Source organism: Paenibacillus camelliae (assembly GCF_023715345.1).
Lineage (GTDB): Bacteria > Bacillota > Bacilli > Paenibacillales > Paenibacillaceae > Pristimantibacillus > Pristimantibacillus camelliae.
This window is the reverse complement of record NZ_JAMBNY010000004.1, coordinates 81,373-102,659: the sequence shown is the minus strand read 5'-3', so window position 1 is coordinate 102,659 and position 21,287 is coordinate 81,373. Positions and strand designations below refer to the sequence as shown.

Below are 21,287 nucleotides of genomic sequence, written 5' to 3'. Positions count from 1 at the left end.
CTCCTATTAGATGGCTAGGTAATTCACTAATGTGATCGCAATGCTCCGTGAGCGAGTATAGAATGAACACCTTTAACACCGTTAACAACCTGAGTAATTCTTAAATCAACTATTGTACTTGCGAGCGCAATCGCTTCAACACGATTGACGTTATAAAGCTTGCACATCAGCTTAAGCATTTCATCCATCGCTTGTACGGTTGCTTCATTCAAATCTTCGTGAAACCCGAAGCATATCCAGCCACTTGGTGTATTGGCTATTGGCATGTTAAGACTCATATCTTGATGTACGGTAAATGTAAGATCGACTAGCTCCATCGGACATTCAATGGCCTGACAGCTAATCTCACCATCCCCTTGTGCGGCATGCCCATCCCCGACAAAGAAGTAACCTCCATCTACTGGAATAGGCAAATATAATACACTGCCTTTCGTTAATTCTTTGCAATCTATATTTCCACCGCAGAAACGTGGCGGCCAAGTACTATGTATACCCGCTTCCTCTGGCGGCATTGCATAGATACCCATAAATGGGTATAAGCCTACGTAAAATGTGCGACCATTGATCTCCGTGACACCGACCATATTTTGACGATCTAGTGTCCAATTAAGCGTTATTTCTTTATATTGTGTTAGGTTAAGCTTTTGGTTCTGCCAATTCGGATACTCACCTGCAGAATTAAATCCATATGGGCCAGGAATAATGTCATTAATTTTTACCTCTAGAACCATCCCTTTTTTTGCCTCTTTTATCTTGATCGGTCCACTAAGTGCGTGTCCTGGATCTAATCCATCTCTTCTGTCAAATGGCTTTATTCGCTTTCCTTCCTCAGACGCTGTTCCCCAGCCCGCATCAAAACATGAATATCGAACGGTATCTCCAGACTTAATCGTTAGTGACGGTTCAAATTCAGCAGACAGTGATCCGTATAGATTATTTCGAGTAGCGTTAATTGTATAAACTGCCATCATTAATCCTCCTTTTATTTCGTGGGATAAATTGACTTAGGCAATGCTGCTAGAATAATTTCACTCCAGTTGGAAACAATCTATAGCGGCGGTGATGAAAAATGCGAATGAACCAACGTATACTATGCTGCATCTTTATACTCATGATACTGCTTACAGCCATTCCTCGAGCCACTGCTAATACTGAATCTAGAGCGTACCTATTAGAGCAAGCATTGCTTCAGCAGCTGCATGCTACGATATATCAATCGCTTCAAGAGCTCTATCAAGAGGAATACCCGCAATTTGACGAAGTAAAAATCATCAACATTGAGTCCTATATAACTGGTAACATCCTTTTTCCTACAGATGCCGACCGCAAAGCATCAGCGAGTGGTGGAGCAACCGTATACAATATTACAGTTGAAGTAAAGGCAATTCATCATGACGAGATCGTGCAGATGGTTATGAATAATGAGCAAGAAGGTTATATGTATACCGTGAAAGAATTAAAGACAAGGAAGCTTGTGGATTAATGGTATAGCTTGCTGAAGTGATCGTAACTAAACACTCTAAAAGTAAGTTAATTTATTTCGGTTCAACTCTTTCTACTATTTCAGCGTAATTTTGATCTATGATCATCATCTGTTCTGTTAACTCATCAATAACTAGGACGGGGTGCGGGGCTCCACTCTCTACCGCTTCATATAGCTTTCGAAACACCATAATAATAGCATCTAATTGCTCAGCTTTTCATCACTAATGTCATATGATCTTTGTACTAGAAAGTCTGTATTTAGTCCACTTAAGATTCCATTAACACGATGTAGGCTATGAATAAGGAGGCTCCACTTCGGTCTTAAATCTTTCATGAGATGTGGGCTCAATCTTGCCAAATAATAGCTAATGTTGTTACTCTCTCCATGAGCAACTCTCCACATATCAGTTTGTAGCAAATGCCGCTCTTCATTACTTTCAATATCTTGGTCAGTTACTGCTTCAATGGAATAATTCAAGAAGTTCTCTAAATGATTGGCTAAGTTATTACCGACAAGTGCAATAAACTCCAAGTCTTGTTCACTATGCCATCTTTTTTGACTAACAGCATGCTTATCTTTCATGTAATAACTAATATTAATCAGTACGGATATCAACAACAAAAATATAAGTAATATTCTTAGGTTGCGTTCCTTCACTTGAAACTCCCTTCTATTGCATGTTTACATTTGTTAATGCAGCTCATATGAATAATGGTAGTACTCATTATCTTTCCGATATCCCTTTTGTTCATAGAGCTTCTGTGCAGTTTCATTATTTATAGCGGTAGAAAGGCTGATTCTTGCTGCATTTGTTAATACGCCATAGCTTCTTGCTTCCTCTAGCAGTAGTGAGGCAACACCTTGCTTTCGATGTGATTCAAGCACATATAAGTCATTCAATATCCATATTCGTTTCATCGAAACAGAGGAGTGCGACGGATAAAGCTGCGTAAAGCCGATTGCTTTGTTCTCTTCCTCATCTATCACTAGAAATATAACAGAATCCCGTTGCTGGAATCGTTCCAGTATAAATTGCTTAGCTCCGTTCAAATCCGTTGCCTGCTTATAAAATACGCGATATTCATTAAACAAGTAGGCGATATCATCGATCTGCTCGATCGTCGCTTGTTTCACTGTTAGCTTTGCCATTGTTTTTCACATCCTCCTTTGAATATTGGCTCAACCCTCGTATTGATAAAATGCGATTCTATTTATTTTTCTTGCTGTCATTAATAATTCCAAACACAATCAATAGAAAAGATACAATATAGAATATGGCCGAGATTACACTATCCCCGGTTATCCGGCTTAAGAAATAGGTTAATATTAAGCCAAGAAATCCCCCTATAAACATAATTAATCCATAGATATCCTTCATAGCCGCTTCACCTAGTTTCCCTGTTATTTTTATCACTTATCCGACGAGCCGGGTTTCCAGCCTACTTCTTGAGACCATATATGTGCAAGTTTAATAATATCCCATACGATAGGTCCTTTGCCTTCCACGTACTTTGGTCGGTCATGCTTATATAAGCTCATTAATCTATGTTTTTCTTCAGCATACCTTTGACAATCCTCTGGGTGCACTCTTAGGTAATCTCTAAACAGCAAAGTCACCTGCTCCGAAAAGCTTCCTGCTTGCCTCACGTGGATATGTGTTCTTCTTTCTCCCGGTATTTCTCTAAAGTATCTTTTCGTTTTATCTGGATTTTCTTCGCGAAGTTGAAATCCGATAGATTCAATATTTGACTTATAACTAAAGACATCCTCAAAATTTACAACAGATATTTGAATATCAATGATCGGTTTAGCTTCGAGACCTGCAATTGATGTAGAGCCAACATGATCGATTCGAACAGCTTGCTCCTGCAATACCTCTCTCAGCTGAGTACCTATATCATCGAATAACGTGATCCATTCCGTATTGTATGGAGCTATTCTCCACTGATCTTCCATCAATTAATCTCCCTGCAGCACACATTTTGGACTACCCAAGTGACGACATCACTTTCTAATCTAACTCGTTGACCTTCTCTTACAATCTCAATAGCATAAGGCCTAACTGTAAGCTTGATGTGATGCCAGCCTTTATATACCCGCTCAAGCTTTTCGATTAAGTGATTTGTTTCGAACAATATTTCATACATCGGCTCTATGCTTTCACCTGTATCGATCATCGTTTCCTTAATTCCTGTGCTGATGATGATACAGTTTATCCCGTCAATCTGTGTACCGAGAATCATATTCTCGATTACCTCATCAAAGGTTCTCTCAGAATCGACATGCTCCAGTGCTGACACCGAGACTATCAAATGAAATTCGTTATGTGGAATAGAGTATTCTGATATATCTGACAGGACAGGATGAATTTTATGGCTAACATTATACTGCTCACTATATTGCCCTAGCTTCTTAATCGCAGACTCCAGAAAATCGACACATACAACTTTTCCAGCCTTCTCTTTATAATAATCCGCAATCGGTATACTATTCCTGCCAACACCACTACCTAAATCAAGCACATTTACGTCCTTGTTATGTTCAAGCATCGGAAGGAGCTCCATTACCGTCTTGACTGGTTTATGCAGCCATGATCCTGGCTTGAATAACTCATCATGCTCATAACAATGGTCATGATACTCTCTCTCGCTTTTCCTTATCAGCTGAAGGCGATTCATCTCGCGTCCTCCTATTACCAATGGGCTTGCAGCTTATTACCACACAAATCATAAAAGCAGAAATAATAATGCCCCTCATCCTCTTGCATCTCTTCCACTCTTACCTCTTGCTCTACTAAATGAGAATAAAACGTATGGATGTCTGGACAAGTAAAGCCGATCGAAAATTGTTCGATGCCGTCTGCGGTAAAATGGCCTATAAACCCTTCATCTGCCTTTACTAAAATTAGCAGCGGACCTTCGGGTAGCTCCATCACTGCTAGTTCGTCATCCTTCCTTCTACGAAGCTTCAGCCCTAAACAGGTCGTATACCAGCTAATGGCTTCTTCAAGGTTCGCTACTGGTAATCTGAAATAGTGCATCTCGTTAATAAATGACATCTATATCTCTCCCTTATTTTTGTAGGATGACAACCGAATATTGATGCGGAATGCTTAACGGCTCAGAGTATGAAATCAAATATTCCTTAACCTTATTCATAATCCTTCCCTTTACTTCCTCATTCTCGTTCGTTAACCATGACAGTGATCGCACCTTACCGCACCATTCATCTATTCCAAAAACTAGCTGATAGTCATATTGCCACTCGTCGATTATCCGAAAACCAATCCTTTCCCATTCACCAAACCAATTAACTGGAAGCCCATTTCTACGTTCTTTAGCCTCTCCCATGGAGCCAGCAGGCTTCAAATCAGGGATACATTCCTTTATAGCTCTGATAGTTTCCTGAGCTTCTTGTGAATGCTGAGGAACGAATGCTGAATGAATAACAATGAGATATCCTTGCTTCCTGAGATGTTGCATAACTACATGATTGACGATATCCCGGTTAAACCAGTGCCATGATCTTAATGCCGTAATCATGTCATATTGATCGATCGAATTATGAACTAATGACATGCTCTCAGCACTCGTATGAATATACTTAATGGTTTGCCCGATGGATTGATCCATTATCTCAGCTTGATTAATTAGATTTTGTTCTGGCTCTATTCCTGTTACCGTAGCGCCTTGCTGCGACATAGCTCTGCTAAAAATCCCACTTCCAGACCCTAAGTCTAGTACGTACTTGCCTTTAAAGCTGATGTTTCTTTCAAGAAGCTGCTGAAAGATGATACTCGGCAGCTCATCGCGATATTTCGCATAGTCATGTGCTACGTGGCCAAAATTAACTCTCTTCATTGTAAATTCACCTCTGTTTAGAATTTACAATTTCATACAGATAAAGGAAAGTTTATTAATTTAATCATCTCGATAACATATTTTTATGACCCATCTATCTCGGCTCGGAGTGCTTCCCTAAGTAAGTGAATTCCCTCCATAACGCCCTTCATATTCTCTTCAGTATTCATTTCATTCCTAGCGTGCAATAGTACTGGCCGTAATGATTCTACTGACCGTCCTAAGCGATTCATCCACTCATACCTAGGTACCATCCACAAATGAAAATGATGCGTCGTATCTTCGTTATAAAAATAATAAACCTTTTCAATACCAAGTCTTTCTCTTTGCTTTTGTCTAACCTTATGTATTAACGCCATATATTCACTCTGTTCTTCTTCGGTAAGCTCATCTATACAATAAAAATGACGCTTAGATGCGATAATGACAAGGCCTCTAATTGGGTATCCAACGTCTTGATGAACATGGAAATTGCTAGACTCAAAGATGACACCACCAGTCGGAGTAATTAGTCCACTTGTTAAAGCACAGCTTAAGCAATCCACCTCGACGCTTCTTCCATCTGCTAGTAATATTTCTCTTGGCATAAAACACCTCATCACAGTAATCTATGCTATGTTATAAAAAAGACCCAGCCACAGTTTACACTTATATTGGCTGAGTTTTATGTGTCTGTATTTTCTACCATAATTATACATTGAGTGACTAGTCAACGAAAGCTTTATCTCATAACATTAAACGTATTAGGTGGGTTATATAAACTGCATTAATTCTCTAATATCTTTAATCTGAGCGTCTGGAAATACACCCATCTGATTCATCTTTGATTGATCTCCATTATAAGATAGAAAAGTAATCCCCGCTTCTATAGAGGCTTTCCCGTCAATCCATGCATCACCAACAGATATCCATTCAGTCGATAACGTATCGTTATATACATTCAGCACCTGTAAAAAACCATCGGGAGACGGTTTAAGTGAAGCCATCATTTCTCTTCCAATGAGATGGTCGAAATACTCCATAATGCTGTTATCCTGCAGCGCTGCTTCAGCCGCTTTCATAGAGTTATTCGTCACAACAACTAGATGATACTTGCCTTTCATACTCTCTAAAAGCTCCACAACTCCATGCTCTAGCTTAGCCTCTTGCATGCCAATTATTTCGTGTTTCTCAGCGATTTTCCACATTTCCTTTATTACATCCTCTGTCATCCGATTCGTTAGAAGTGCCTTCTCAATAATTGTTGAAGTGGTATGCTCCTGCAAATTAAGATCTGTAGGTAGTATCCCTCTAGACGTTAGAAATGCATATGTCTCCTTCTTCATCACTTCAAAGTCGATATTGGATCGCAATGTATTATCCATATCAAAGATGATCCCTTTTATTGTACGGTTCATATTCCCCTCCTCCTAATGAAGGTTGTGGTCAACCTAACAATGATAAGTACATCGAGCACTTGCGAACATCACTTGATCTCACCACCATGAATAACACCGAACATTCCTGTCATACCTTCATGCTTGTTAAATCCGTGTCTATTGTAGAACGATTCTTTGCCCTGGGAGGAGAACAATCCCACAAATGCTTTCTCTGGTGCATGCTCCTGTAAATATTGTGTAATGGCCGTCATAATCAAGTCACCAATCCCCCTGCTCCGATGCATAGGCACGACAGCAATATCTTGAATATAAAAATAAATAGCACCATCACCAACTACTCTACCCATCCCCACAACCTCACCTCGGAATTCAACAACTACACCAAATAGCGATTGATCGAGAGACTGCTCAGCAACCTCAAAATTAATATAGTCTTTCCAGCCAACCTCAATACAAATCTTCTCATACTCTTGAATTGTTGGCACTCTTCTATGTGTAATATATTCTCTATGCATCGTATCCCCCACCAAATCTTACTAGAATATAATTCGTAACAATCGCTAATTGAGATGTTCTACTGCTGCGAAACGAACGAGGTTAAAGCTACCGTCTTCATATACAAGCTCGGTAATAGAGCACTCCGGTACGAGCTGACTTTGCTGGGAAATAAAATGAGTGTGAAAACGATTAAGGTCGCTTTCCGGAAACGTATTGGCCAAATAATCCGTTATTAACCCGCCATGCGTAACGATGACAATGTTACGATCTGAAGCATCATTTCCTAATTCTGTTGATTCTACCTCTGCCTCTACTAAATCTGCTAGCAAAGAAGATAGTCTCTCACAAGCTTGTCTTGCAGAATCCCCTATAGGCGGGATGTAGTCAGGGTCTCGCGTACAACGATCCCACATTTCCACAAATTCCTCAAACGTTTGACCAGGTAAGTCTCCCCAGTTCGCTCGCTCTCGAAGACGATGATCAATATTCACCTCTATATTGGTAGATGTAGATATATGCTGTGCAGTGTCTGTTGCCCTTCTAAGCGGGCTAGCAAGGATAGTATGAATTCCCAAGTTGCTGAAATACTGTGCTGTTCGTTGTGCTTGTATCTCGCCTTCTGACGTAATAGGCACATCACCTATCGTTCGTTCTTTAATGGCATGTCTCACCAGATAAACGGTTACTTTATTCATCATCCTGCTCCTTCTCTAATCTATGGTTCAACATGTAATGTGAAGATAATTGCTTTTTCAATTCTAGCTAAAGATTCAGGAGATAAGTCTCCGGTACGTATACCGTTCGTGCTTGTTGCATGTAAGCCGAATACATGAATGGACTCATTAGCTTGAAAGGTCATAGGCCGGCTATGCTGTAACAAGCCTTGTAGGCCATATTTTTCATCCCACGGTGTCGTTAAAGTGAAAAAGCTGTATCCAGAGTTATGCATAACATTAATATTAATTTGCTTAAACGTCTCCTCGTTCTGCAATGATACCTCCTCAATTGAAATGATGATTTCAATATCATCACTAGCTGTCTGCTCATCTGTAGAAAAAAATAAATCGCCTACTGAGCCTGAGGAAGATGCTTTTTCGCCGTTCTCCCAAATATCGATATCTAATTGTGCATTTGGCTTAGTGCCTTCATAACGGAGCTTAAATGCTCCAGACATCGAGCCTAGGAAAGGCTTGAATTTCTCGCCACTACCTTGGAATAGATCAACAGGAGTTAGCTTTATAGTCGTAGGCTTTACTTTTGAGCTGGGTTCCGCCGTACAACCGACCAAAAAACACATGATGAATAACAGTGAAGCAAGTTTACGCATAGGAACCTCCGTATTTTTACTTCGGCGCAGCTTGTATGTGCACTTGAAAGCTTGTTTGTCACTATTCCATACTACTTCAAAGATTTCATATACTTCTCAATCTGCTTTTTATGATGCTTATCGTGAGAGATAAAGCTACGCAAATAACTATGAACAGAAAACTTCTTTTTATCTCCGTCTTTATAGCTCTTTAAGTAAGCATCCTCAGATAATCCGGAGATACTATTTACAATGTTCGTTCGATATTCAATAAACTGAGCAATAAGTTCATCCTTTGTTTGAGTTTTAGCATATTCCATAGCATTCGCATTAAATTCATCAAAGTCGAGATGCCTAACCGTTAACGGTTGTTCAAGCTCAATCTTCACTATGGCTTCTTCATAGAAGTACTTATCCCACAGCATGATATGGCTCATAATGTCCTTCACGGACCATTTCCCTTCAGATATTGGCTGACTCCAATCCTTCTCATCGAGTGCTTTTAGCCCTTCCACATAATCAATAAATGCTCTAAATCCTTCGATCATTTCTTCAGCAGTTTTAGCCATTAAGCTCCCTCCTCATTTGATTAAGATAATACACAATTCCTGCTCTATCGATCTCTGAAAATTGCTGAGGCTCCTCATCTAATAGATCGCTTACATCTTGAACATTCATCCACCTGATGCCTGTTGTTTGATCTCCGGCAATTAATAGTTCTCCTTCTGCATTGCATCGAAAGTAGTATCCCAGCGAATCAACGGGACCTTTTACTGTCTGGAATGCTGCAAATGGCCTCACACACTCCACATTAAAATGCGTCCCTTCTGTAACGATTCTCAAATCTTCCCCTTCAATCTCCGTCACGTCTAAGCCCGTTTCCTCTTTGACCTCTCTTCTCAGTGCATGGATTAGAGATTCATATAACTCGATGCGTCCTCCAGGAAGCTCGATCGTAAGTGGCTCATTCGGCTTAACGCGATTCTGTATGACAATTTCTATATGACCATCGTTAACTCTCTCAATGATCGCTCTTGCATTGACATAAAACATCTGTCTCACCCCTTCTAATGTTCCTATTTCATATCTACCCTCTTGAATCTAATTAAGTATGGTGACAAAGCAAGGACATTTAATAATGGAATGAGCATAACTCCAAATGTAACTCTAAATCTAGAGCTGATCTAAAAACCCAGATTTCAATACTTGTTTGTAGCCCAATTTTTCCTGACACTTCATGCATTTCTGCATAGTCTCACCTTAATCAGCTTTATTTAATTTTGAGTAATACGTAACAAGATGCGTTTACTATTGATTTCTTAAATACAACCCCGATCTTATACGACGAATAATTCCTACAATGAACAAATACACCAGCATACTTACAGCAAAATCTCTTAAGAAATCAATAATTGTGTAGGAATACCAGTAGGCAACATGTACATTTCCTTGACTATGCGGTAGCAGTGAACTCTTATACGATGTGCTGACATCTAAGGTAGTAACATGAATAATTGGTACTAGTAATGAAAGAACAATTCCAATAAGCACGACCTTACCTTTACTCATAATTCCCCCTATGCACGCAAAAGCTATAATTGTTTTTCCGTTCGCAGCTTAATTACGTTAATCATTAACGCTATGAACATCGAGAAGCTAACAAATAAGAAGCAAGTATTCCAGTTAAAATATTGATTGTTAATATGAATGGAGAGCCCACTTGTGATTGAATTAATATATTCCCAGTCTACAGATCCAAATTGTTCTGCATGGACTTCTGCCAAATAGTCCCGATACTTACGGTAGCTTGCAACTTGGTAGTAGAAGCCCGCTATAAAATGGCATACCAATACAAGAAGTGTAATAATGGTGACTTTGATATGTGCTCTTTTCTTAATGAGATTAAACCATTGGACTACTAAAACGATGAATAAGATACCTAAAGGTACAAACAGCAGAATGGCGGGATTTCCATTACCAGAAGAGCTCCCAGGGCGAGGCGTCATTCCATTTCCAAACATGAACAATAGAAATATAACGACAAGATTCAAAAGAAGATATATTACTTTCTTCATATTCCCTCCCCATTCTGACTCTTTTACAATTCTTTTATTAAGTACATTAACAATTCATCATCGACCATAACAGTCTGGCCTGGCTCAACTTGAGTATTGTTATAGGACAATCCTTTTCCATCCATTACATAACCACGCTTACTATACATAATTTGTGCATTTCCATAGTCTCGATAAAGACCTACGCCTAGCCCGACATATTTAGATTTTTTGGATGCTATACTTTCTAACTCATCAAACAGTCTGCTTGCAATCCCTTTTCGCCTATACTCAGGAAATACATTCAAATCATTTATTTCAGGAATATTCTCGTTTTGAAAGCTGGGATACTCAGATACGAATAACAAGTGACAACAGCCTGCTGCTCTTCCCTTGTAGAAAGCTAATAACGTTATACGATTATTTTCGATATTTTCTTTAAGGCATCGCTCATAATAATCACCTGAACGGTACCATGGATAGCGTTGAGTAAATTCATAGTCTAGCAGCTTCGCTTCATCATGATTGGATAGTTGCTTTATTACAATATCAGCTGTCATGGTTTACCTCTTCCTAATCTCCAATGTATTGACTAATGTAGCTTTTCATTAGCGAAGCATATTGGTCTATATCCGCGACACTCGCTTCAACCATTTCCTCTCTTGACCCTTCATGAACCTCGACTGCACTTATGACCAGATACTTTAGATGATCAGGAATTTTTTCGAGTGCCCATAGACCCGCCTCTCGCTTGGAGATGATCTCCTTACGTTCAAGATAAGATAGAATTCTACATAATGTAAGGATCTCGTAAACAGGATTAGCTAGTATTGCACGAGCTGTATAATCGATCCCATTGAGAATAGAGGAGCGGAAGTCTGCTTCAGGAACTTCGGGGAAAACGTCAGCGATCGGTTCACCATATACGCATATTCCCTTACTTCTTATTAACGTGAGATGACACGCTAAATCACTATCTGTTGGTGTTTCCGCCCAAAAGCTTTTGTCGCCTGCAGCTACGCGTTCTTCATATTTAGCTCTCCAATATTCACTGCTATGTAATTCAAAGGGGGTAGGGTGTTGCCATGGCTTGATGGCGGCCTTCGTAATAAAGCTGATCTCAATCGGTGCAGGATTGTTCGAGATACGCAGCAGCTCCTTAATTAACACGAATCTGGTATCAAGATCTAGCTTATCATTCAGGAGCACAATCATATCGATATCGCTGCGTTTCGGATTGAAGCTATCAAGTGATAGCGATCCATGAATATACGTCCCTACTAGATTTTCACCGATATATTGAATAAATTTATCATTCAATAGAGTTACTTGATTCCTAATGTCCTGTGGACAGTCTTCCCAGCCATACATCATTAACGTGCACCTCTGTTCAATTTGGATATCGCCCTTCCTGTTCTAATCTAGCCATTATGTCAGTAAGCGTTTCTGCAGGCGTTTGGTTCGAAGAATCAATCCATAGCCCGATGCGAGGTGTTTCCTGCAATACTTTATTCAGAGCTTCTACCGTCCAAAGGCCATAGCCTTTCTTCGATCTAGTCGCTTCCCGAATAGATACTGTCTCCTCATTCGGACATAGAATGACGACATATAAGGGACGATTGCGAATATAAGATATAAAGTCCTCTAATACTGGACCGATGACAACATCTTGAACGATGACAGTAAAGCCAGCTTCGTAATAAAGATCTGCTGCTTGTGCTGCAAGACGATAACGAAGCTTTAATTGTTCCAGCTCGGCTTCCTCGGCATCTGGACTAACCTCCGTTCGATTATTCACAATCATTTTACGAAAAATATCTCCTCGCAAATGAACAGAGTATTCCATCTGTTCCGCAAGTAATTGTGCAATCGTTGACTTACCGCTAGCCATTATCCCTGTAATTAATATGATGCTAGGCTGATTATTAAACATTTATATACACAACCCTCTATTGTCTTGTAGTCAATTATTGTATCCCTAAGTATTTGGACTTTATAATGTTGAGATGATGAGTCTCGTGCCCAGCTATAACATAGGCGCATGCTCTCGCTGACAGCTTATGATCGCTAAACTCTCCCGTTCGGAGCATAGCTTCATCTGGAAGGTTATCGATTAAGCTTAAGGTCGCCTTGCGTACCGCCGTATAATCCTGAAGCACCATGTTAAAAGTTAGCTGATCACAAGCTGACATTTCGGCAAATATGTCTCGATCATATCCTGCAAATTCTCTTGCGTCACCGCGCGCAATTCTAAATAGTCTGTAGCTCCATAATCTTTCTACATCAGCGATATGTCCTATAACCGTTTTAAGTGACCATTTATCTGGTGCATATCGACCATTTGCTTGCTCTTCTGTTACGGTATTCAATAACAATAAGCTGTCTGTATTCTGTTTATTTAATATCTCACTAATATTGCCCTCTGGAACTAAATCAATATATTTCTGAGCTATTGGCGTATATTCGCGTTGATCAGGTCTCATAGACGCACCTCCTTATACTAATGGCTGAGCTAATTTTGTTGATCATTGATCGAATTGCTCATTGTTCACCTATTGCTTAAGTAAAGTTTCTAATCTTGTCTTAACTGCATCCCATTCATCGTCAATAATACTGTAGATGACATAGTCCCTGTTGTTATACTTTTTTCTTAAGACACCTTCTTTAGTTGCCCCGATTCGTTCTATCGCTTTCTGTGATGTCAAATGATCTGTCGTCGTTATCAATTCGACTCGTACTGCTTTCCACAACTCGAATGCCTGTGTTAACAGTAAATATTTTGCTTCTGTGTTCACCCTTGTTCTCCAAACCTCTTCGGCATACCATGTTAAGTATCTAGTTGTACCTATGATTCGACTTGTTGTTTTATCTATCACCACATACGGAAATTGTTCACCTGACTCTCTGCCTGTTATGGCGGCTTGAACAAATTCTCTCATCTCGTCTAATGTATTAACTTGGATTGGCAGCTTCTCCCACAGTTTTTCATTCCTAGAGCAATGAAACAGCGGGTCAGCATGCTTGATTTCTATTGGCTGCAGTTTGACCCTTTCACCTTCTAGATCACCAAAGCTCATCAATCATCACTTCCTTACAGCTCCTACTTGATAGATAGCCTTTCGAAAATATTTCCCCGTCTTCTCCAATTCGTTCATTACGACATTAATTCTTCCTTCATGTTGAAACCAGTTATCCTTGGTAATTCCTGTTTTATCAACTACAGGAGCTACATAAAACTCTGTATCTGGGGGAAATACAAACTGATACGTTAGCAATGCTCTGCGAGCATGGTAGTTTTTACACACTAATAACACCTTCTTAGCATCTATCTCTGCTTGTTGTAACACTTTTAATGAATTTCGAGCATTTTCGAAAGTATTGGTAGCTTGATCTTCTTTCAAGATGGCTTCAGAAGGCACGTCTAGCGCTAGGCCTACATCTCGTAAAAATTCCCATTCGGTTGGTTCTGAGTTTTTCGATTGACCACCTGAAGGTAAGATGATCGGTGCCAATCCTTGATGATATAACTCAGCTGCCCTTTGCATAAGCTGGGGCTGTCTTGCACCTGGAATCAAGATCACATCGCTAGGATGTAACGCTGTATCAAAAAACATAAAATCACGAATACAATCAAAGGGATATGTCATCATAGCACCCTCCTGCAGCTCCGCTTCTTATCCAAAACACCCTCTATTCTAGCCACTTTCTTGGACCAATGACATGAAATAACTGCTGAGCATCGAGCCCAATGGCATCATGAATTCGCCGCACTGTAAAGTCGCTAATTGGCTTCGGAAGATCTTCTACCGAGAAATATCCGCATTCTAGTATCTCTGGAGAGCTAGGCTTTGGCATGTCATTCTCCCGAGTAGCTGCTGTAAATACAAAATGGTGCATATCATATTCTGCATCATAATAGATCCCTGTTAGCTGACCTACCGTGACCTCCAGTCCAATCTCCTCTAGCGCCTCTCGCTTTGCCGTTTCCTGCGCTGACTCGTTGATTTCAGATTTTCCACCAGGTAGATCCCAATTGTTCTTTCCGTAGCTATGCTTCACTAGTAAAACACGATCCTCTTGATCCAATATGACAGCTGCTGCGCCCATTAACTTTCCAGACATATTAGCACCCTTCTTTCTATTAAACTAGCTACAAATGTGGTGTTATTGCTCCCTTACCATTCGCTTAGCCTTAATGACGATAAACGAAGGTCTTTTTCTTTCATTCACCATTCTAGGCATTTTCACAAGACCTTCCTTGGTCGCTTCAGGCTCATCGATCTCTTGAATGACTAGCCCATGTCGTATGAGTGTATTCACGAGCGTTGATAGCTTTCGATGGTATTTAATGACACCGTCTATCCCCCAAAACTGGCTTCGCTCTCCTTCCTCGCCATAGTTATCCATTGGCCAATAAAGCGGCTGCTCATTAGCATCTCTTATCCAGCCTGTTTGACTTTTATGTGCTAATATGACGGGATGCTCGGTCGAAAACACGAGATAGCCATTCGGCTTCATCCACTTCGTAATGCGCTGAATTAACGCTTCGAAATCTTCTACATAATGAAAGGCTAATGAGCTGACAATGAGATCAAATTGATTATGCTCAAATTCGATATCTTCCATTGAGCTTCGTACGTATTGAATTCGCTCATGTTTTTTGGCATGCTGCAGCATGTTTTCCGATAGATCAACACCGACCACCTGCTGCGCCCCGTTCTCGACTAGATACAAAGCGAGATCTCCGAAGCCACAGCCCAAGTCAGCAATCGTTAGCCCCTCCACTTCGGGAAGCAGCCTTCTCATTGCCGGTTGTTCTATAAAATCGTTATAAGTAATCTTCGAGTCTCTTAATGTTTTATACATATTGAAAAACTGTGGATCGTCATAAAGATTCTGCTTCATCACAAACCTCCTTATCCTCTAATGCCGAGCCGTTCCCTATCAGTAACCTAATGTATAAATGACAAAACCCAGCCCTTAAATAGTGTTAGGCTGGGTCATTTGTTGAAGTGTTACCATTATTATACATCCACATCAATATAAATCAAAGAAGGATTTCTTCGATTTTGCTAGCTATCCTTCCCGCACCATTATTCACATTACCTATAATATGAAGGTTCATATATTGCTTACACATCCTCACGGTTATTCTTCACATGATGTGTGTTGCAATCTACAGGAGCTGCTCATGAATTAATCCATTGTCTTGTATTAGTTTTCTTATTCGTTTTAATGTGTTGGGGTCTCTTGGGATATCCGTTAATCGGCTTAGTAAGATCCAGCGCAAGCAAGCCATCGCTTCAAAGGCTTCCAGCTCTTCAGAGGAGTAGTCTGTTAGCTTTACAAATTCTGAAAAGTACATTCCTCCATAGCGAGTGCCAGCATAGAGCTTCATTAAAAATACAGACCATGCGATATCATATCTTGGATCTCCTAGCTGTCCGTTAGTCCAGTCAATGATTGTAAGTTGACCCTGTTCTTCTAGTACATTTCCTAGATTATAATCACCATGGATGAAGTGTTGCTGTGAGAGTTCTACGGAATTCAAGATGCCCATTAGCTGCTCATAGATATCACCATGCTTCTCTATTCCTGGATAAAAGTAATCAACAAAGTCATAGCTAGGAGTAAGCCTAGCATCTAAGATCTTCACACGATGAACATCAACAAGCATTTGCGCTAATTTCTTTATCATACTCTTATCTAGCTTCGTCATAGGCTTGCCATCGTAGCTCATCAGTAAGACGGAGTGACGATCCTCATTCACTCCCCAGCCATATGGTTTAGAAACTGAGATGCCTTGTTGGAACAGGTTAGCTAGGAGCTCATACTGCCTGCCCACGTCAGGCAATGAGTGTTTATTCCAAATCTTCAGAACAAAGGACTGGTTATGGTTACTCATAGGTGTAAAATTTAGCTGTACTACCTCAGCTTCAAGCCCTGGCGATAGAGGTATTCGCTCATAGACTGCTGTTGTTAATAAGTTCAACGCTTCTTGCTCAATTTCCATCCACTGAATCAACTGGATATTCATAGGAGTTCCCTTCCTCCATGCCGAGAATCTTTCTATTATTGATCTTCATACAATAGACGCCTTATGAATTTAACTTGCTCAGAAGCTGTTCCCTAGCTGCTATTAACCATGGATGTACTAATTTCAGTTTTGATCTTTGCTCCCAAATATGATTTAAGTAAATGATGATTCCTGCATCGAGATTGCCATTATATACTTCTTCCCGAATATCCAGTAGATATTGATGCTCACCATCCCAAGATATTTTATCTGATATAAATAGCACTTTATCGAGTAGATGTGAGCCTGACTTCAAGGTTGTATGACATTCAATCGCATCAAGTATTTCTTGATCCTTAATGTTAAATAGTTGTTCCGCCATAGCTTTAGATAGCTTTTGGTGAACGATGCGAGCATACTGATATTCCTCTTCCATGATGTCGATCGACAATGCTTGGGCGATCGAAAGCATTTCTCGAACAGGTACCGCATTACTAATATCGTGCAGAAGCGCTGCTTGCTCGGCCTTAGAAGAATCCACTCCGTAGTGTTCAGCAACCCGCTTAGCTTCAGTCGCAACCTTTAACGTATGCTTCCATGTTTCCGGATCGTTATGTGCTGCGAAAAATGACTCTACGTTCTGTGCAAGATGATTGGAAGAGCTAAAATTGAGAGCGTATGGTTCAAGGATTGAATGCATATTAACCTCCGTATGTAAGAGCTACATAAATTTTTATCCATATAACGAATTAAGTAATTGATCATTCATCATAACGATCACCTTGTTTCTTATTCCTCGTTCTGCGTTTATAGAGCAGCCAGGTTTTAATGAGTGATTCGTGAGCTTGATGAGTTGCAACTTTATTCTTATATATAAAATCACTTGCATTAACCTTAATCTTACCTAATGGCTTAACGTAGTCATGACAAATCCATTCGTCGAAGTGCAGTTTTTTCTGATCTGGCTGCACAAAGGTATCTCTAGGTAGAAGATAAATGACTCCTTCCGTCCATGGGTCGTTGTTTTTTGTAGATTCATTAAGTGAATAAAAATGATACTTTTTATTTTTATATACAAGACATCCGTTGCGAAAGCTCCCTACTAATTTACTCCGATCAAACACCGCATAAAATATAGACCACATCGGCTCTGACGATGCAAACACAGCTTTAGTTAATTTATTATTATATAAGGTCTGTTCCCTCGGCTCGAATTCATCGATAGAAGGATGATTGGAGCCATGAAATAAATAATTGTGATGCTGCGACAGATATAATAATAACCGATACTTTGAGATATGGTGGTCAAGGGTTAGCAGCTCACCATTTTTTATCGTTGAATTTATCTTCTCGTATTCCTTAATCTCAGCATCACTAAATATCACTTGTGGCGCATCGTAGAGTAGTGTTCTAAGAACTAGTGAGAGCATCAATATATCTCCCTTCATAGGGCTGTTATAATGAACTACTTACCTAACCGTTTGACATAGAGAAACCACATCCACAAGGACCAAATGATTCCTATGATACTCCATTTAATATAGGTTTCGAATACTGTTCGTCCCCAACCCTCAGTAAAATAATTGGAATAGTCGAGCCCGTATATCCAAACTCTATCAACAAAAAATGCAATAATCGTTGCAACGATACCAAACAATAGAATTCCATAAACAACTATAAATCGAAACAGTCCTTGTTTCTTGATCTTCTTCCATCTCTGCATGCTCTTACTGCTCGTCATTATCGTTATCCATCCTCTCTACTGCTTTTAAAGCAATAACACCTCTTTATAGCCACTTTATAATTCTACCTCGTACGACGGGGATTCCATGTAGCTCAGCCCATTTCTTTAATTCCTCTATATGCTTTTCTTCATCCTCTTTAAACCTAAAGTGTAAGTCCGTCTGTATCAGCTTTCTTCCAATTCTTTTAATGCCTACGCTCTCTATGAAATACCCCTGTATAATGATCTTTTCAATCTCTGTAACAGCAATATCACTTTGCTTCGTTATAATACGCTCAGGCGTAATGGAGATTTCCCTGCCAAAACGAAGAAGTAAGTATATTTGGGTGATGATGATGACTACAATGAGGGACATTATCACCCACTTTAATGTATACAATAAGTTAGCTTCTTTACTTGATGCATATAAAGTCACCAATGTATGACTAGTCAATATAACGAGAAGTCCGAACATTTGAATATAGTTAGATCGCGGCGCTTTTATTTCATATCTTTTATTCAAGCTGCATAACCCCTTATAACAATATCATCTGAACTTTAAACTCAAAAAACTACTAAGTACACTCCATTACAGCATAAGCATCAGCTACATTTATCCGCTTAAGCTTCTCGATACAGCCGAAAAAGTATATTCTCCCCGTGTCTCCCCACATCGTGCCTACAAGGTTATCAGAATCGATCTGTAATAGTAGATTATGATCGCCATCTACATAGCCTGATTGGACAGGATCATGATTTCCTAAAAATCTATGTATAGGTTCATGCCATTGACTACGATTATGAAATTTATCAATAAAACGAGATTGGAAAACAAAGCAGTATTTATCGAACACTTCTCTGTTGTGGTTCCAGCCCATACCTAACCCCTTACTGATCTCATATGTCTCGGAGCCAGGAATAGTCCAATCAACAATGTACTTGACCTTACATGGCTTAAACCAAAACTCCTCATGCTGCTCAAAGGGTGCAGCTGTTCTAGTAAGCGTCTGCTGATCGTCAAAGTAGAATACTTTAGCCGTGTCCTTGCTCCTATAAAACAGCTCACACTTATTCCCATACATCGCATCAGGATGAGCGGTATAGAAAAATGATAATATTCCCTTACTAGGGATATCGTAATGCTGCAAAACCTCTTTACTCAGTGAGGCTAAATTAATTTGAGCGATAAAAGACATCGGGTACGTTTTCCACCTAGGCCACGTATAATCAGGTGGTAAATCTGGGTTTCCACCTATTTTTGTTTCACCGACCATTATTTCCTCATCCGATGCTTGCATGGTCTCCATTCTAATAGAAGGTGTTATATACTGTTCAAATTCCTTCTCGTACTCTCCTAGACCAGCCTCTCTAAACAAACGTAAAATATGTTCTTTTGTTGCATTCACATTCATCACGATCTCCATTCCTTAATTACTTCTTCTTAGATCTCAGCTTGAATCTGATATAGGTAATAAGCATGAACAAGAAAAAAAAATAGCCGGAGTACACCATAAAGTTCCCCAATTGTAACGGACTAAGTACATCACTAGCATAGAAACTAAATATAATGAGCGCGACGCAACTAATTAAATAAAACAGCACATTAATCACTGTAGCTAGCCTTCTCAGTAACGTTCCCTCCTGTTGTTCATTGAATTAGAGCAAGAACCTTAGCCACACTTACTCTAGAATATGATAGGTGGCTCGATCTTCTTCCTTAAATATTGCTTTAGTGCTCGTGACCGCATCTCTTAAGCGTTGTGCTGTAAAGCTCGATATAGGCCTAGGTAAAGAATCGATATCAAAAAAACCATGTTCATCAATCTCCATATGGTCAACCTGAATATCACCCACATACTTAAAGGCTTTAAACGTATAAATATATCTGTTTCTATGCGGCTGAAAATATACCCCCGCTAGTTCTATCGCTTCAGCAGCAATATTCGCCTCTTCCTTCAGCTCCCTTTCTGCTGCTTGCCAAGCACTTTCTCCTGGCTCCACCATTCCTCCTGGTATGGACCATACCTTCCTTCCATAGGTTTGATGAACTAGCAATACTCTGTTGAGTTGATCAATTAGTATAATGCCTGAAGCATCCTGACCCTTTTCCATCGTTACCCCTCTCCTTCATTTGATATCATGGATACAGAAGTAAAATACGGCCCGCAATAGGATTCATGCGTATGGACATAGGTCCATGTACAGCTTGTGTCAAAAATATATACATCCTGTTCGCTATCAAAGTCCAAAGCGACCACATCCTTAGCATTGCTTAACCGCGTTATAAATGGACGGCCCTCATACATGAGATAGAGTTCATCTTTTCGTATTTCATTAAATGCACTTCTAGCTTCGTCTTTTGTTAGGCTATGCACTTTTTCATAACTAAAGATATGCCACTTAAACTGATCATAATAAATACTTTTTTTAGTCTCTTCACTAAGATGGCTTGAAAACTTATACTCCCATAGCGCTATAATTTTCTCTGGTTCTTCGAATACATCGGTTATTTTTACGCCCTTGCCAAATAAGTTCCAATTAAATTGATACCTTCGCTCAATAAGCGCTGCATAATCTAATACGTGCTGCTGTTCTTCCTCTGGCAGGCGATCTAATATTTCTATTATTTTATCTTTAATCACATTCTTTCCTCCTAGCTGCTTTGTAGATTAAGAATCACTTCTGTTTCATAGATACAAGACCGTATCGTAAACCATAATAAGCTGCTGCAGCTAGAATTGAACATATAAACCTAAATCCCCAGCCCGTATGATTGATTGTTCCAAAAGAAACGCTAGATTGTAGGTGATCAACGGATTCATAATTAGCTACAACGTCAGGAACATGATTGTTAGTAAGTAACATTCCCTGCACGATTGGCCAGATGTAAAAAATAGATAGTGTCACTATAGCTACGATGATAGCTTCAATTGTGAAACGCAAACCCCTTTTCATAGTATAAATA

At 39.7% G+C, this 21,287-nt stretch carries 35 protein-coding genes; 1 reads left to right on the top strand and 34 read right to left on the bottom strand.

Features of this window, described 5'->3' with window-relative positions; translation table 11 throughout:
* Positions 1 to 26: 26 nt before the first annotated feature.
* Entirely contained in the window at positions 27 to 971 is a 945-nt protein-coding gene (locus M3180_RS09970; protein WP_349774475.1) for an acetamidase/formamidase family protein, read from the bottom strand.
* A gap of 104 nt (positions 972 to 1,075) precedes the next feature.
* On the opposite strand from M3180_RS09970, the gene M3180_RS09965 reads away from it, so the two are divergent.
* Positions 1,076 to 1,483 carry a hypothetical protein gene (locus tag M3180_RS09965; protein WP_251667250.1) on the top strand — a complete coding sequence of 136 codons (408 nt, stop codon included), beginning with the start codon at positions 1,076 to 1,078 and terminating at the stop codon, positions 1,481 to 1,483.
* A gap of 201 nt (positions 1,484 to 1,684) precedes the next feature.
* On the opposite strand, the gene M3180_RS09960 is transcribed toward M3180_RS09965, so the two are convergent.
* The 33 genes from M3180_RS09960 to M3180_RS09800 all read right to left on the bottom strand — a co-directional run bounded on the left by M3180_RS09960 (position 1,685) and on the right by M3180_RS09800 (position 21,277).
* Positions 1,685 to 2,143, bottom strand: coding sequence for a hypothetical protein (locus M3180_RS09960; RefSeq protein WP_251667249.1), 459 nt, complete (start codon positions 2,141 to 2,143; stop codon positions 1,685 to 1,687).
* A 33-nt stretch (positions 2,144 to 2,176) separates the two neighbouring features.
* The gene (locus M3180_RS09955; protein ID WP_251667248.1) at positions 2,177 to 2,635 is read right to left on the bottom strand and encodes a GNAT family N-acetyltransferase; all 459 of its coding nucleotides are present in this window, start codon (positions 2,633 to 2,635) and stop codon (positions 2,177 to 2,179) included.
* Between the two features lie 58 nt (positions 2,636 to 2,693).
* Entirely contained in the window at positions 2,694 to 2,864 is a 171-nt protein-coding gene (locus tag M3180_RS09950; RefSeq protein ID WP_251667247.1) for a hypothetical protein, read from the bottom strand.
* A gap of 32 nt (positions 2,865 to 2,896) precedes the next feature.
* Positions 2,897 to 3,442: a GrpB family protein gene (locus tag M3180_RS09945; RefSeq protein ID WP_251667246.1), complete on the bottom strand. Its 546-nt coding sequence runs from the start codon at positions 3,440 to 3,442 to the stop codon at positions 2,897 to 2,899.
* Positions 3,442 to 4,164 (bottom strand): class I SAM-dependent methyltransferase, encoded by a 723-nt coding sequence (locus tag M3180_RS09940; RefSeq protein ID WP_251667245.1) that lies wholly within the window; start codon positions 4,162 to 4,164, stop codon positions 3,442 to 3,444. The genes M3180_RS09945 and M3180_RS09940 overlap by 1 nt, the downstream gene beginning before the upstream one ends.
* 14 nt (positions 4,165 to 4,178) lie before the next feature.
* Positions 4,179 to 4,544, bottom strand: coding sequence for a VOC family protein (locus M3180_RS09935; RefSeq protein WP_251667244.1), 366 nt, complete (start codon positions 4,542 to 4,544; stop codon positions 4,179 to 4,181).
* Positions 4,545 to 4,557: 13 nt separating this feature from the next.
* Positions 4,558 to 5,346, bottom strand: a complete 789-nt coding sequence (locus tag M3180_RS09930; protein WP_251667243.1) for a class I SAM-dependent methyltransferase — start codon at positions 5,344 to 5,346, stop codon at positions 4,558 to 4,560.
* Positions 5,347 to 5,429: 83 nt separating this feature from the next.
* Complete coding sequence (locus M3180_RS09925; protein WP_251667242.1) at positions 5,430 to 5,933, bottom strand: HIT family protein; 504 nt, start codon at positions 5,931 to 5,933, stop codon at positions 5,430 to 5,432.
* 165 nt (positions 5,934 to 6,098) lie between these two features.
* Entirely contained in the window at positions 6,099 to 6,743 is a 645-nt protein-coding gene (locus M3180_RS09920; RefSeq protein WP_251667241.1) for an HAD family hydrolase, read from the bottom strand.
* 68 nt (positions 6,744 to 6,811) lie between these two features.
* Positions 6,812 to 7,240 carry a GNAT family N-acetyltransferase gene (locus M3180_RS09915; RefSeq protein WP_251667240.1) on the bottom strand — a complete coding sequence of 143 codons (429 nt, stop codon included), beginning with the start codon at positions 7,238 to 7,240 and terminating at the stop codon, positions 6,812 to 6,814.
* Between the two features lie 45 nt (positions 7,241 to 7,285).
* Positions 7,286 to 7,921 (bottom strand): histidine phosphatase family protein, encoded by a 636-nt coding sequence (locus tag M3180_RS09910; RefSeq protein ID WP_251667239.1) that lies wholly within the window; start codon positions 7,919 to 7,921, stop codon positions 7,286 to 7,288.
* 17 nt (positions 7,922 to 7,938) lie between these two features.
* Positions 7,939 to 8,550: a hypothetical protein gene (locus M3180_RS09905; RefSeq protein WP_251667237.1), complete on the bottom strand. Its 612-nt coding sequence runs from the start codon at positions 8,548 to 8,550 to the stop codon at positions 7,939 to 7,941.
* A 71-nt stretch (positions 8,551 to 8,621) separates the two neighbouring features.
* Complete coding sequence (locus M3180_RS09900) at positions 8,622 to 9,098, bottom strand: DinB family protein (RefSeq protein WP_251667236.1); 477 nt, start codon at positions 9,096 to 9,098, stop codon at positions 8,622 to 8,624.
* Positions 9,091 to 9,582, bottom strand: coding sequence for an NUDIX hydrolase (locus M3180_RS09895; RefSeq protein WP_251667235.1), 492 nt, complete (start codon positions 9,580 to 9,582; stop codon positions 9,091 to 9,093). The genes M3180_RS09900 and M3180_RS09895 overlap by 8 nt, the downstream gene beginning before the upstream one ends.
* A gap of 255 nt (positions 9,583 to 9,837) precedes the next feature.
* On the bottom strand, positions 9,838 to 10,098 hold the full coding sequence (locus tag M3180_RS09890) for a hypothetical protein (RefSeq protein ID WP_251667234.1): 261 nt from the start codon (positions 10,096 to 10,098) through the stop codon (positions 9,838 to 9,840).
* A gap of 23 nt (positions 10,099 to 10,121) precedes the next feature.
* Positions 10,122 to 10,604, bottom strand: a complete 483-nt coding sequence (locus M3180_RS09885; protein WP_251667233.1) for a hypothetical protein — start codon at positions 10,602 to 10,604, stop codon at positions 10,122 to 10,124.
* A 23-nt stretch (positions 10,605 to 10,627) separates the two neighbouring features.
* Entirely contained in the window at positions 10,628 to 11,143 is a 516-nt protein-coding gene (locus tag M3180_RS09880) for a GNAT family N-acetyltransferase (protein ID WP_251667232.1), read from the bottom strand.
* 13 nt (positions 11,144 to 11,156) lie between these two features.
* Positions 11,157 to 11,957: an aminoglycoside adenylyltransferase domain-containing protein gene (locus tag M3180_RS09875; RefSeq protein WP_251667231.1), complete on the bottom strand. Its 801-nt coding sequence runs from the start codon at positions 11,955 to 11,957 to the stop codon at positions 11,157 to 11,159.
* Between the two features lie 16 nt (positions 11,958 to 11,973).
* Positions 11,974 to 12,516 carry an AAA family ATPase gene (locus M3180_RS09870; protein ID WP_251667230.1) on the bottom strand — a complete coding sequence of 181 codons (543 nt, stop codon included), beginning with the start codon at positions 12,514 to 12,516 and terminating at the stop codon, positions 11,974 to 11,976.
* Between the two features lie 34 nt (positions 12,517 to 12,550).
* The gene (locus M3180_RS09865; RefSeq protein WP_251667229.1) at positions 12,551 to 13,066 is read right to left on the bottom strand and encodes a DinB family protein; all 516 of its coding nucleotides are present in this window, start codon (positions 13,064 to 13,066) and stop codon (positions 12,551 to 12,553) included.
* Between the two features lie 69 nt (positions 13,067 to 13,135).
* Positions 13,136 to 13,660: a GNAT family N-acetyltransferase gene (locus tag M3180_RS09860; protein WP_251667228.1), complete on the bottom strand. Its 525-nt coding sequence runs from the start codon at positions 13,658 to 13,660 to the stop codon at positions 13,136 to 13,138.
* Between the two features lie 6 nt (positions 13,661 to 13,666).
* Positions 13,667 to 14,230: a YdcF family protein gene (locus tag M3180_RS09855; protein WP_251667472.1), complete on the bottom strand. Its 564-nt coding sequence runs from the start codon at positions 14,228 to 14,230 to the stop codon at positions 13,667 to 13,669.
* 43 nt (positions 14,231 to 14,273) lie between these two features.
* Positions 14,274 to 14,705 carry an NUDIX hydrolase gene (locus M3180_RS09850; protein WP_251667227.1) on the bottom strand — a complete coding sequence of 144 codons (432 nt, stop codon included), beginning with the start codon at positions 14,703 to 14,705 and terminating at the stop codon, positions 14,274 to 14,276.
* Between the two features lie 42 nt (positions 14,706 to 14,747).
* A complete protein-coding gene (locus M3180_RS09845) occupies positions 14,748 to 15,488 on the bottom strand; it encodes a class I SAM-dependent methyltransferase (RefSeq protein WP_251667226.1) in 741 nt (246 codons plus the stop codon).
* Positions 15,489 to 15,759: 271 nt separating this feature from the next.
* Positions 15,760 to 16,620: an aminoglycoside phosphotransferase family protein gene (locus M3180_RS09840; protein ID WP_251667225.1), complete on the bottom strand. Its 861-nt coding sequence runs from the start codon at positions 16,618 to 16,620 to the stop codon at positions 15,760 to 15,762.
* A 61-nt stretch (positions 16,621 to 16,681) separates the two neighbouring features.
* Positions 16,682 to 17,299 (bottom strand): bis(5'-nucleosyl)-tetraphosphatase (symmetrical) YqeK, encoded by a 618-nt coding sequence (gene yqeK / locus M3180_RS09835; RefSeq protein ID WP_251667224.1) that lies wholly within the window; start codon positions 17,297 to 17,299, stop codon positions 16,682 to 16,684.
* A gap of 61 nt (positions 17,300 to 17,360) precedes the next feature.
* Positions 17,361 to 18,029, bottom strand: a complete 669-nt coding sequence (locus M3180_RS09830; RefSeq protein ID WP_251667223.1) for a hypothetical protein — start codon at positions 18,027 to 18,029, stop codon at positions 17,361 to 17,363.
* A 35-nt stretch (positions 18,030 to 18,064) separates the two neighbouring features.
* Positions 18,065 to 18,340 (bottom strand): hypothetical protein, encoded by a 276-nt coding sequence (locus M3180_RS09825; protein WP_251667222.1) that lies wholly within the window; start codon positions 18,338 to 18,340, stop codon positions 18,065 to 18,067.
* Between the two features lie 46 nt (positions 18,341 to 18,386).
* Positions 18,387 to 18,845, bottom strand: a complete 459-nt coding sequence (locus M3180_RS09820; protein WP_251667221.1) for a hypothetical protein — start codon at positions 18,843 to 18,845, stop codon at positions 18,387 to 18,389.
* Between the two features lie 52 nt (positions 18,846 to 18,897).
* The gene (locus tag M3180_RS09815; RefSeq protein ID WP_251667471.1) at positions 18,898 to 19,734 is read right to left on the bottom strand and encodes a YwqG family protein; all 837 of its coding nucleotides are present in this window, start codon (positions 19,732 to 19,734) and stop codon (positions 18,898 to 18,900) included.
* Positions 19,735 to 20,002: 268 nt separating this feature from the next.
* A complete protein-coding gene (locus M3180_RS09810) occupies positions 20,003 to 20,434 on the bottom strand; it encodes an NUDIX domain-containing protein (protein WP_251667220.1) in 432 nt (143 codons plus the stop codon).
* A 2-nt stretch (positions 20,435 to 20,436) separates the two neighbouring features.
* Positions 20,437 to 20,964 carry a DUF4275 family protein gene (locus M3180_RS09805; protein WP_251667219.1) on the bottom strand — a complete coding sequence of 176 codons (528 nt, stop codon included), beginning with the start codon at positions 20,962 to 20,964 and terminating at the stop codon, positions 20,437 to 20,439.
* A 34-nt stretch (positions 20,965 to 20,998) separates the two neighbouring features.
* On the bottom strand, positions 20,999 to 21,277 hold the full coding sequence (locus tag M3180_RS09800; protein ID WP_251667218.1) for a hypothetical protein: 279 nt from the start codon (positions 21,275 to 21,277) through the stop codon (positions 20,999 to 21,001).
* Positions 21,278 to 21,287 lie beyond the last annotated feature (10 nt).

Bases quoted from the DNA above. Each gene is read 5' to 3' on its own strand.
- M3180_RS09970 (WP_349774475.1), bottom strand. From the start codon at position 971: ATGATGGCAGTTTATACAATTAACGCTACTCGAAATAATCTATACGGA.
- M3180_RS09965 (WP_251667250.1), top strand. From the start codon at position 1,076: ATGAACCAACGTATACTATGCTGCATCTTTATACTCATGATACTGCTT.
- M3180_RS09955 (WP_251667248.1), bottom strand. From the start codon at position 2,635: ATGGCAAAGCTAACAGTGAAACAAGCGACGATCGAGCAGATCGATGAT.
- M3180_RS09950 (WP_251667247.1), bottom strand. From the start codon at position 2,864: ATGAAGGATATCTATGGATTAATTATGTTTATAGGGGGATTTCTTGGC.
- M3180_RS09945 (WP_251667246.1), bottom strand. From the start codon at position 3,442: ATGGAAGATCAGTGGAGAATAGCTCCATACAATACGGAATGGATCACG.
- M3180_RS09940 (WP_251667245.1), bottom strand. From the start codon at position 4,164: ATGAATCGCCTTCAGCTGATAAGGAAAAGCGAGAGAGAGTATCATGAC.
- M3180_RS09935 (WP_251667244.1), bottom strand. From the start codon at position 4,544: ATGTCATTTATTAACGAGATGCACTATTTCAGATTACCAGTAGCGAAC.
- M3180_RS09930 (WP_251667243.1), bottom strand. From the start codon at position 5,346: ATGAAGAGAGTTAATTTTGGCCACGTAGCACATGACTATGCGAAATAT.
- M3180_RS09925 (WP_251667242.1), bottom strand. From the start codon at position 5,933: ATGCCAAGAGAAATATTACTAGCAGATGGAAGAAGCGTCGAGGTGGAT.
- M3180_RS09920 (WP_251667241.1), bottom strand. From the start codon at position 6,743: ATGAACCGTACAATAAAAGGGATCATCTTTGATATGGATAATACATTG.
- M3180_RS09915 (WP_251667240.1), bottom strand. From the start codon at position 7,240: ATGCATAGAGAATATATTACACATAGAAGAGTGCCAACAATTCAAGAG.
- M3180_RS09910 (WP_251667239.1), bottom strand. From the start codon at position 7,921: ATGATGAATAAAGTAACCGTTTATCTGGTGAGACATGCCATTAAAGAA.
- M3180_RS09905 (WP_251667237.1), bottom strand. From the start codon at position 8,550: ATGCGTAAACTTGCTTCACTGTTATTCATCATGTGTTTTTTGGTCGGT.
- M3180_RS09900 (WP_251667236.1), bottom strand. From the start codon at position 9,098: ATGGCTAAAACTGCTGAAGAAATGATCGAAGGATTTAGAGCATTTATT.
- M3180_RS09895 (WP_251667235.1), bottom strand. From the start codon at position 9,582: ATGTTTTATGTCAATGCAAGAGCGATCATTGAGAGAGTTAACGATGGT.
- M3180_RS09890 (WP_251667234.1), bottom strand. From the start codon at position 10,098: ATGAGTAAAGGTAAGGTCGTGCTTATTGGAATTGTTCTTTCATTACTA.
- M3180_RS09885 (WP_251667233.1), bottom strand. From the start codon at position 10,604: ATGAAGAAAGTAATATATCTTCTTTTGAATCTTGTCGTTATATTTCTA.
- M3180_RS09880 (WP_251667232.1), bottom strand. From the start codon at position 11,143: ATGACAGCTGATATTGTAATAAAGCAACTATCCAATCATGATGAAGCG.
- M3180_RS09875 (WP_251667231.1), bottom strand. From the start codon at position 11,957: ATGATGTATGGCTGGGAAGACTGTCCACAGGACATTAGGAATCAAGTA.
- M3180_RS09870 (WP_251667230.1), bottom strand. From the start codon at position 12,516: ATGTTTAATAATCAGCCTAGCATCATATTAATTACAGGGATAATGGCT.
- M3180_RS09865 (WP_251667229.1), bottom strand. From the start codon at position 13,066: ATGAGACCTGATCAACGCGAATATACGCCAATAGCTCAGAAATATATT.
- M3180_RS09860 (WP_251667228.1), bottom strand. From the start codon at position 13,660: ATGAGCTTTGGTGATCTAGAAGGTGAAAGGGTCAAACTGCAGCCAATA.
- M3180_RS09855 (WP_251667472.1), bottom strand. From the start codon at position 14,230: ATGACATATCCCTTTGATTGTATTCGTGATTTTATGTTTTTTGATACA.
- M3180_RS09850 (WP_251667227.1), bottom strand. From the start codon at position 14,705: ATGTCTGGAAAGTTAATGGGCGCAGCAGCTGTCATATTGGATCAAGAG.
- M3180_RS09845 (WP_251667226.1), bottom strand. From the start codon at position 15,488: ATGAAGCAGAATCTTTATGACGATCCACAGTTTTTCAATATGTATAAA.
- M3180_RS09840 (WP_251667225.1), bottom strand. From the start codon at position 16,620: ATGAATATCCAGTTGATTCAGTGGATGGAAATTGAGCAAGAAGCGTTG.
- yqeK (WP_251667224.1), bottom strand. From the start codon at position 17,299: ATGCATTCAATCCTTGAACCATACGCTCTCAATTTTAGCTCTTCCAAT.
- M3180_RS09830 (WP_251667223.1), bottom strand. From the start codon at position 18,029: ATGCTCTCACTAGTTCTTAGAACACTACTCTACGATGCGCCACAAGTG.
- M3180_RS09825 (WP_251667222.1), bottom strand. From the start codon at position 18,340: ATGACGAGCAGTAAGAGCATGCAGAGATGGAAGAAGATCAAGAAACAA.
- M3180_RS09815 (WP_251667471.1), bottom strand. From the start codon at position 19,734: ATGAATGTGAATGCAACAAAAGAACATATTTTACGTTTGTTTAGAGAG.
- M3180_RS09810 (WP_251667220.1), bottom strand. From the start codon at position 20,434: ATGGAAAAGGGTCAGGATGCTTCAGGCATTATACTAATTGATCAACTC.
- M3180_RS09800 (WP_251667218.1), bottom strand. From the start codon at position 21,277: ATGAAAAGGGGTTTGCGTTTCACAATTGAAGCTATCATCGTAGCTATA.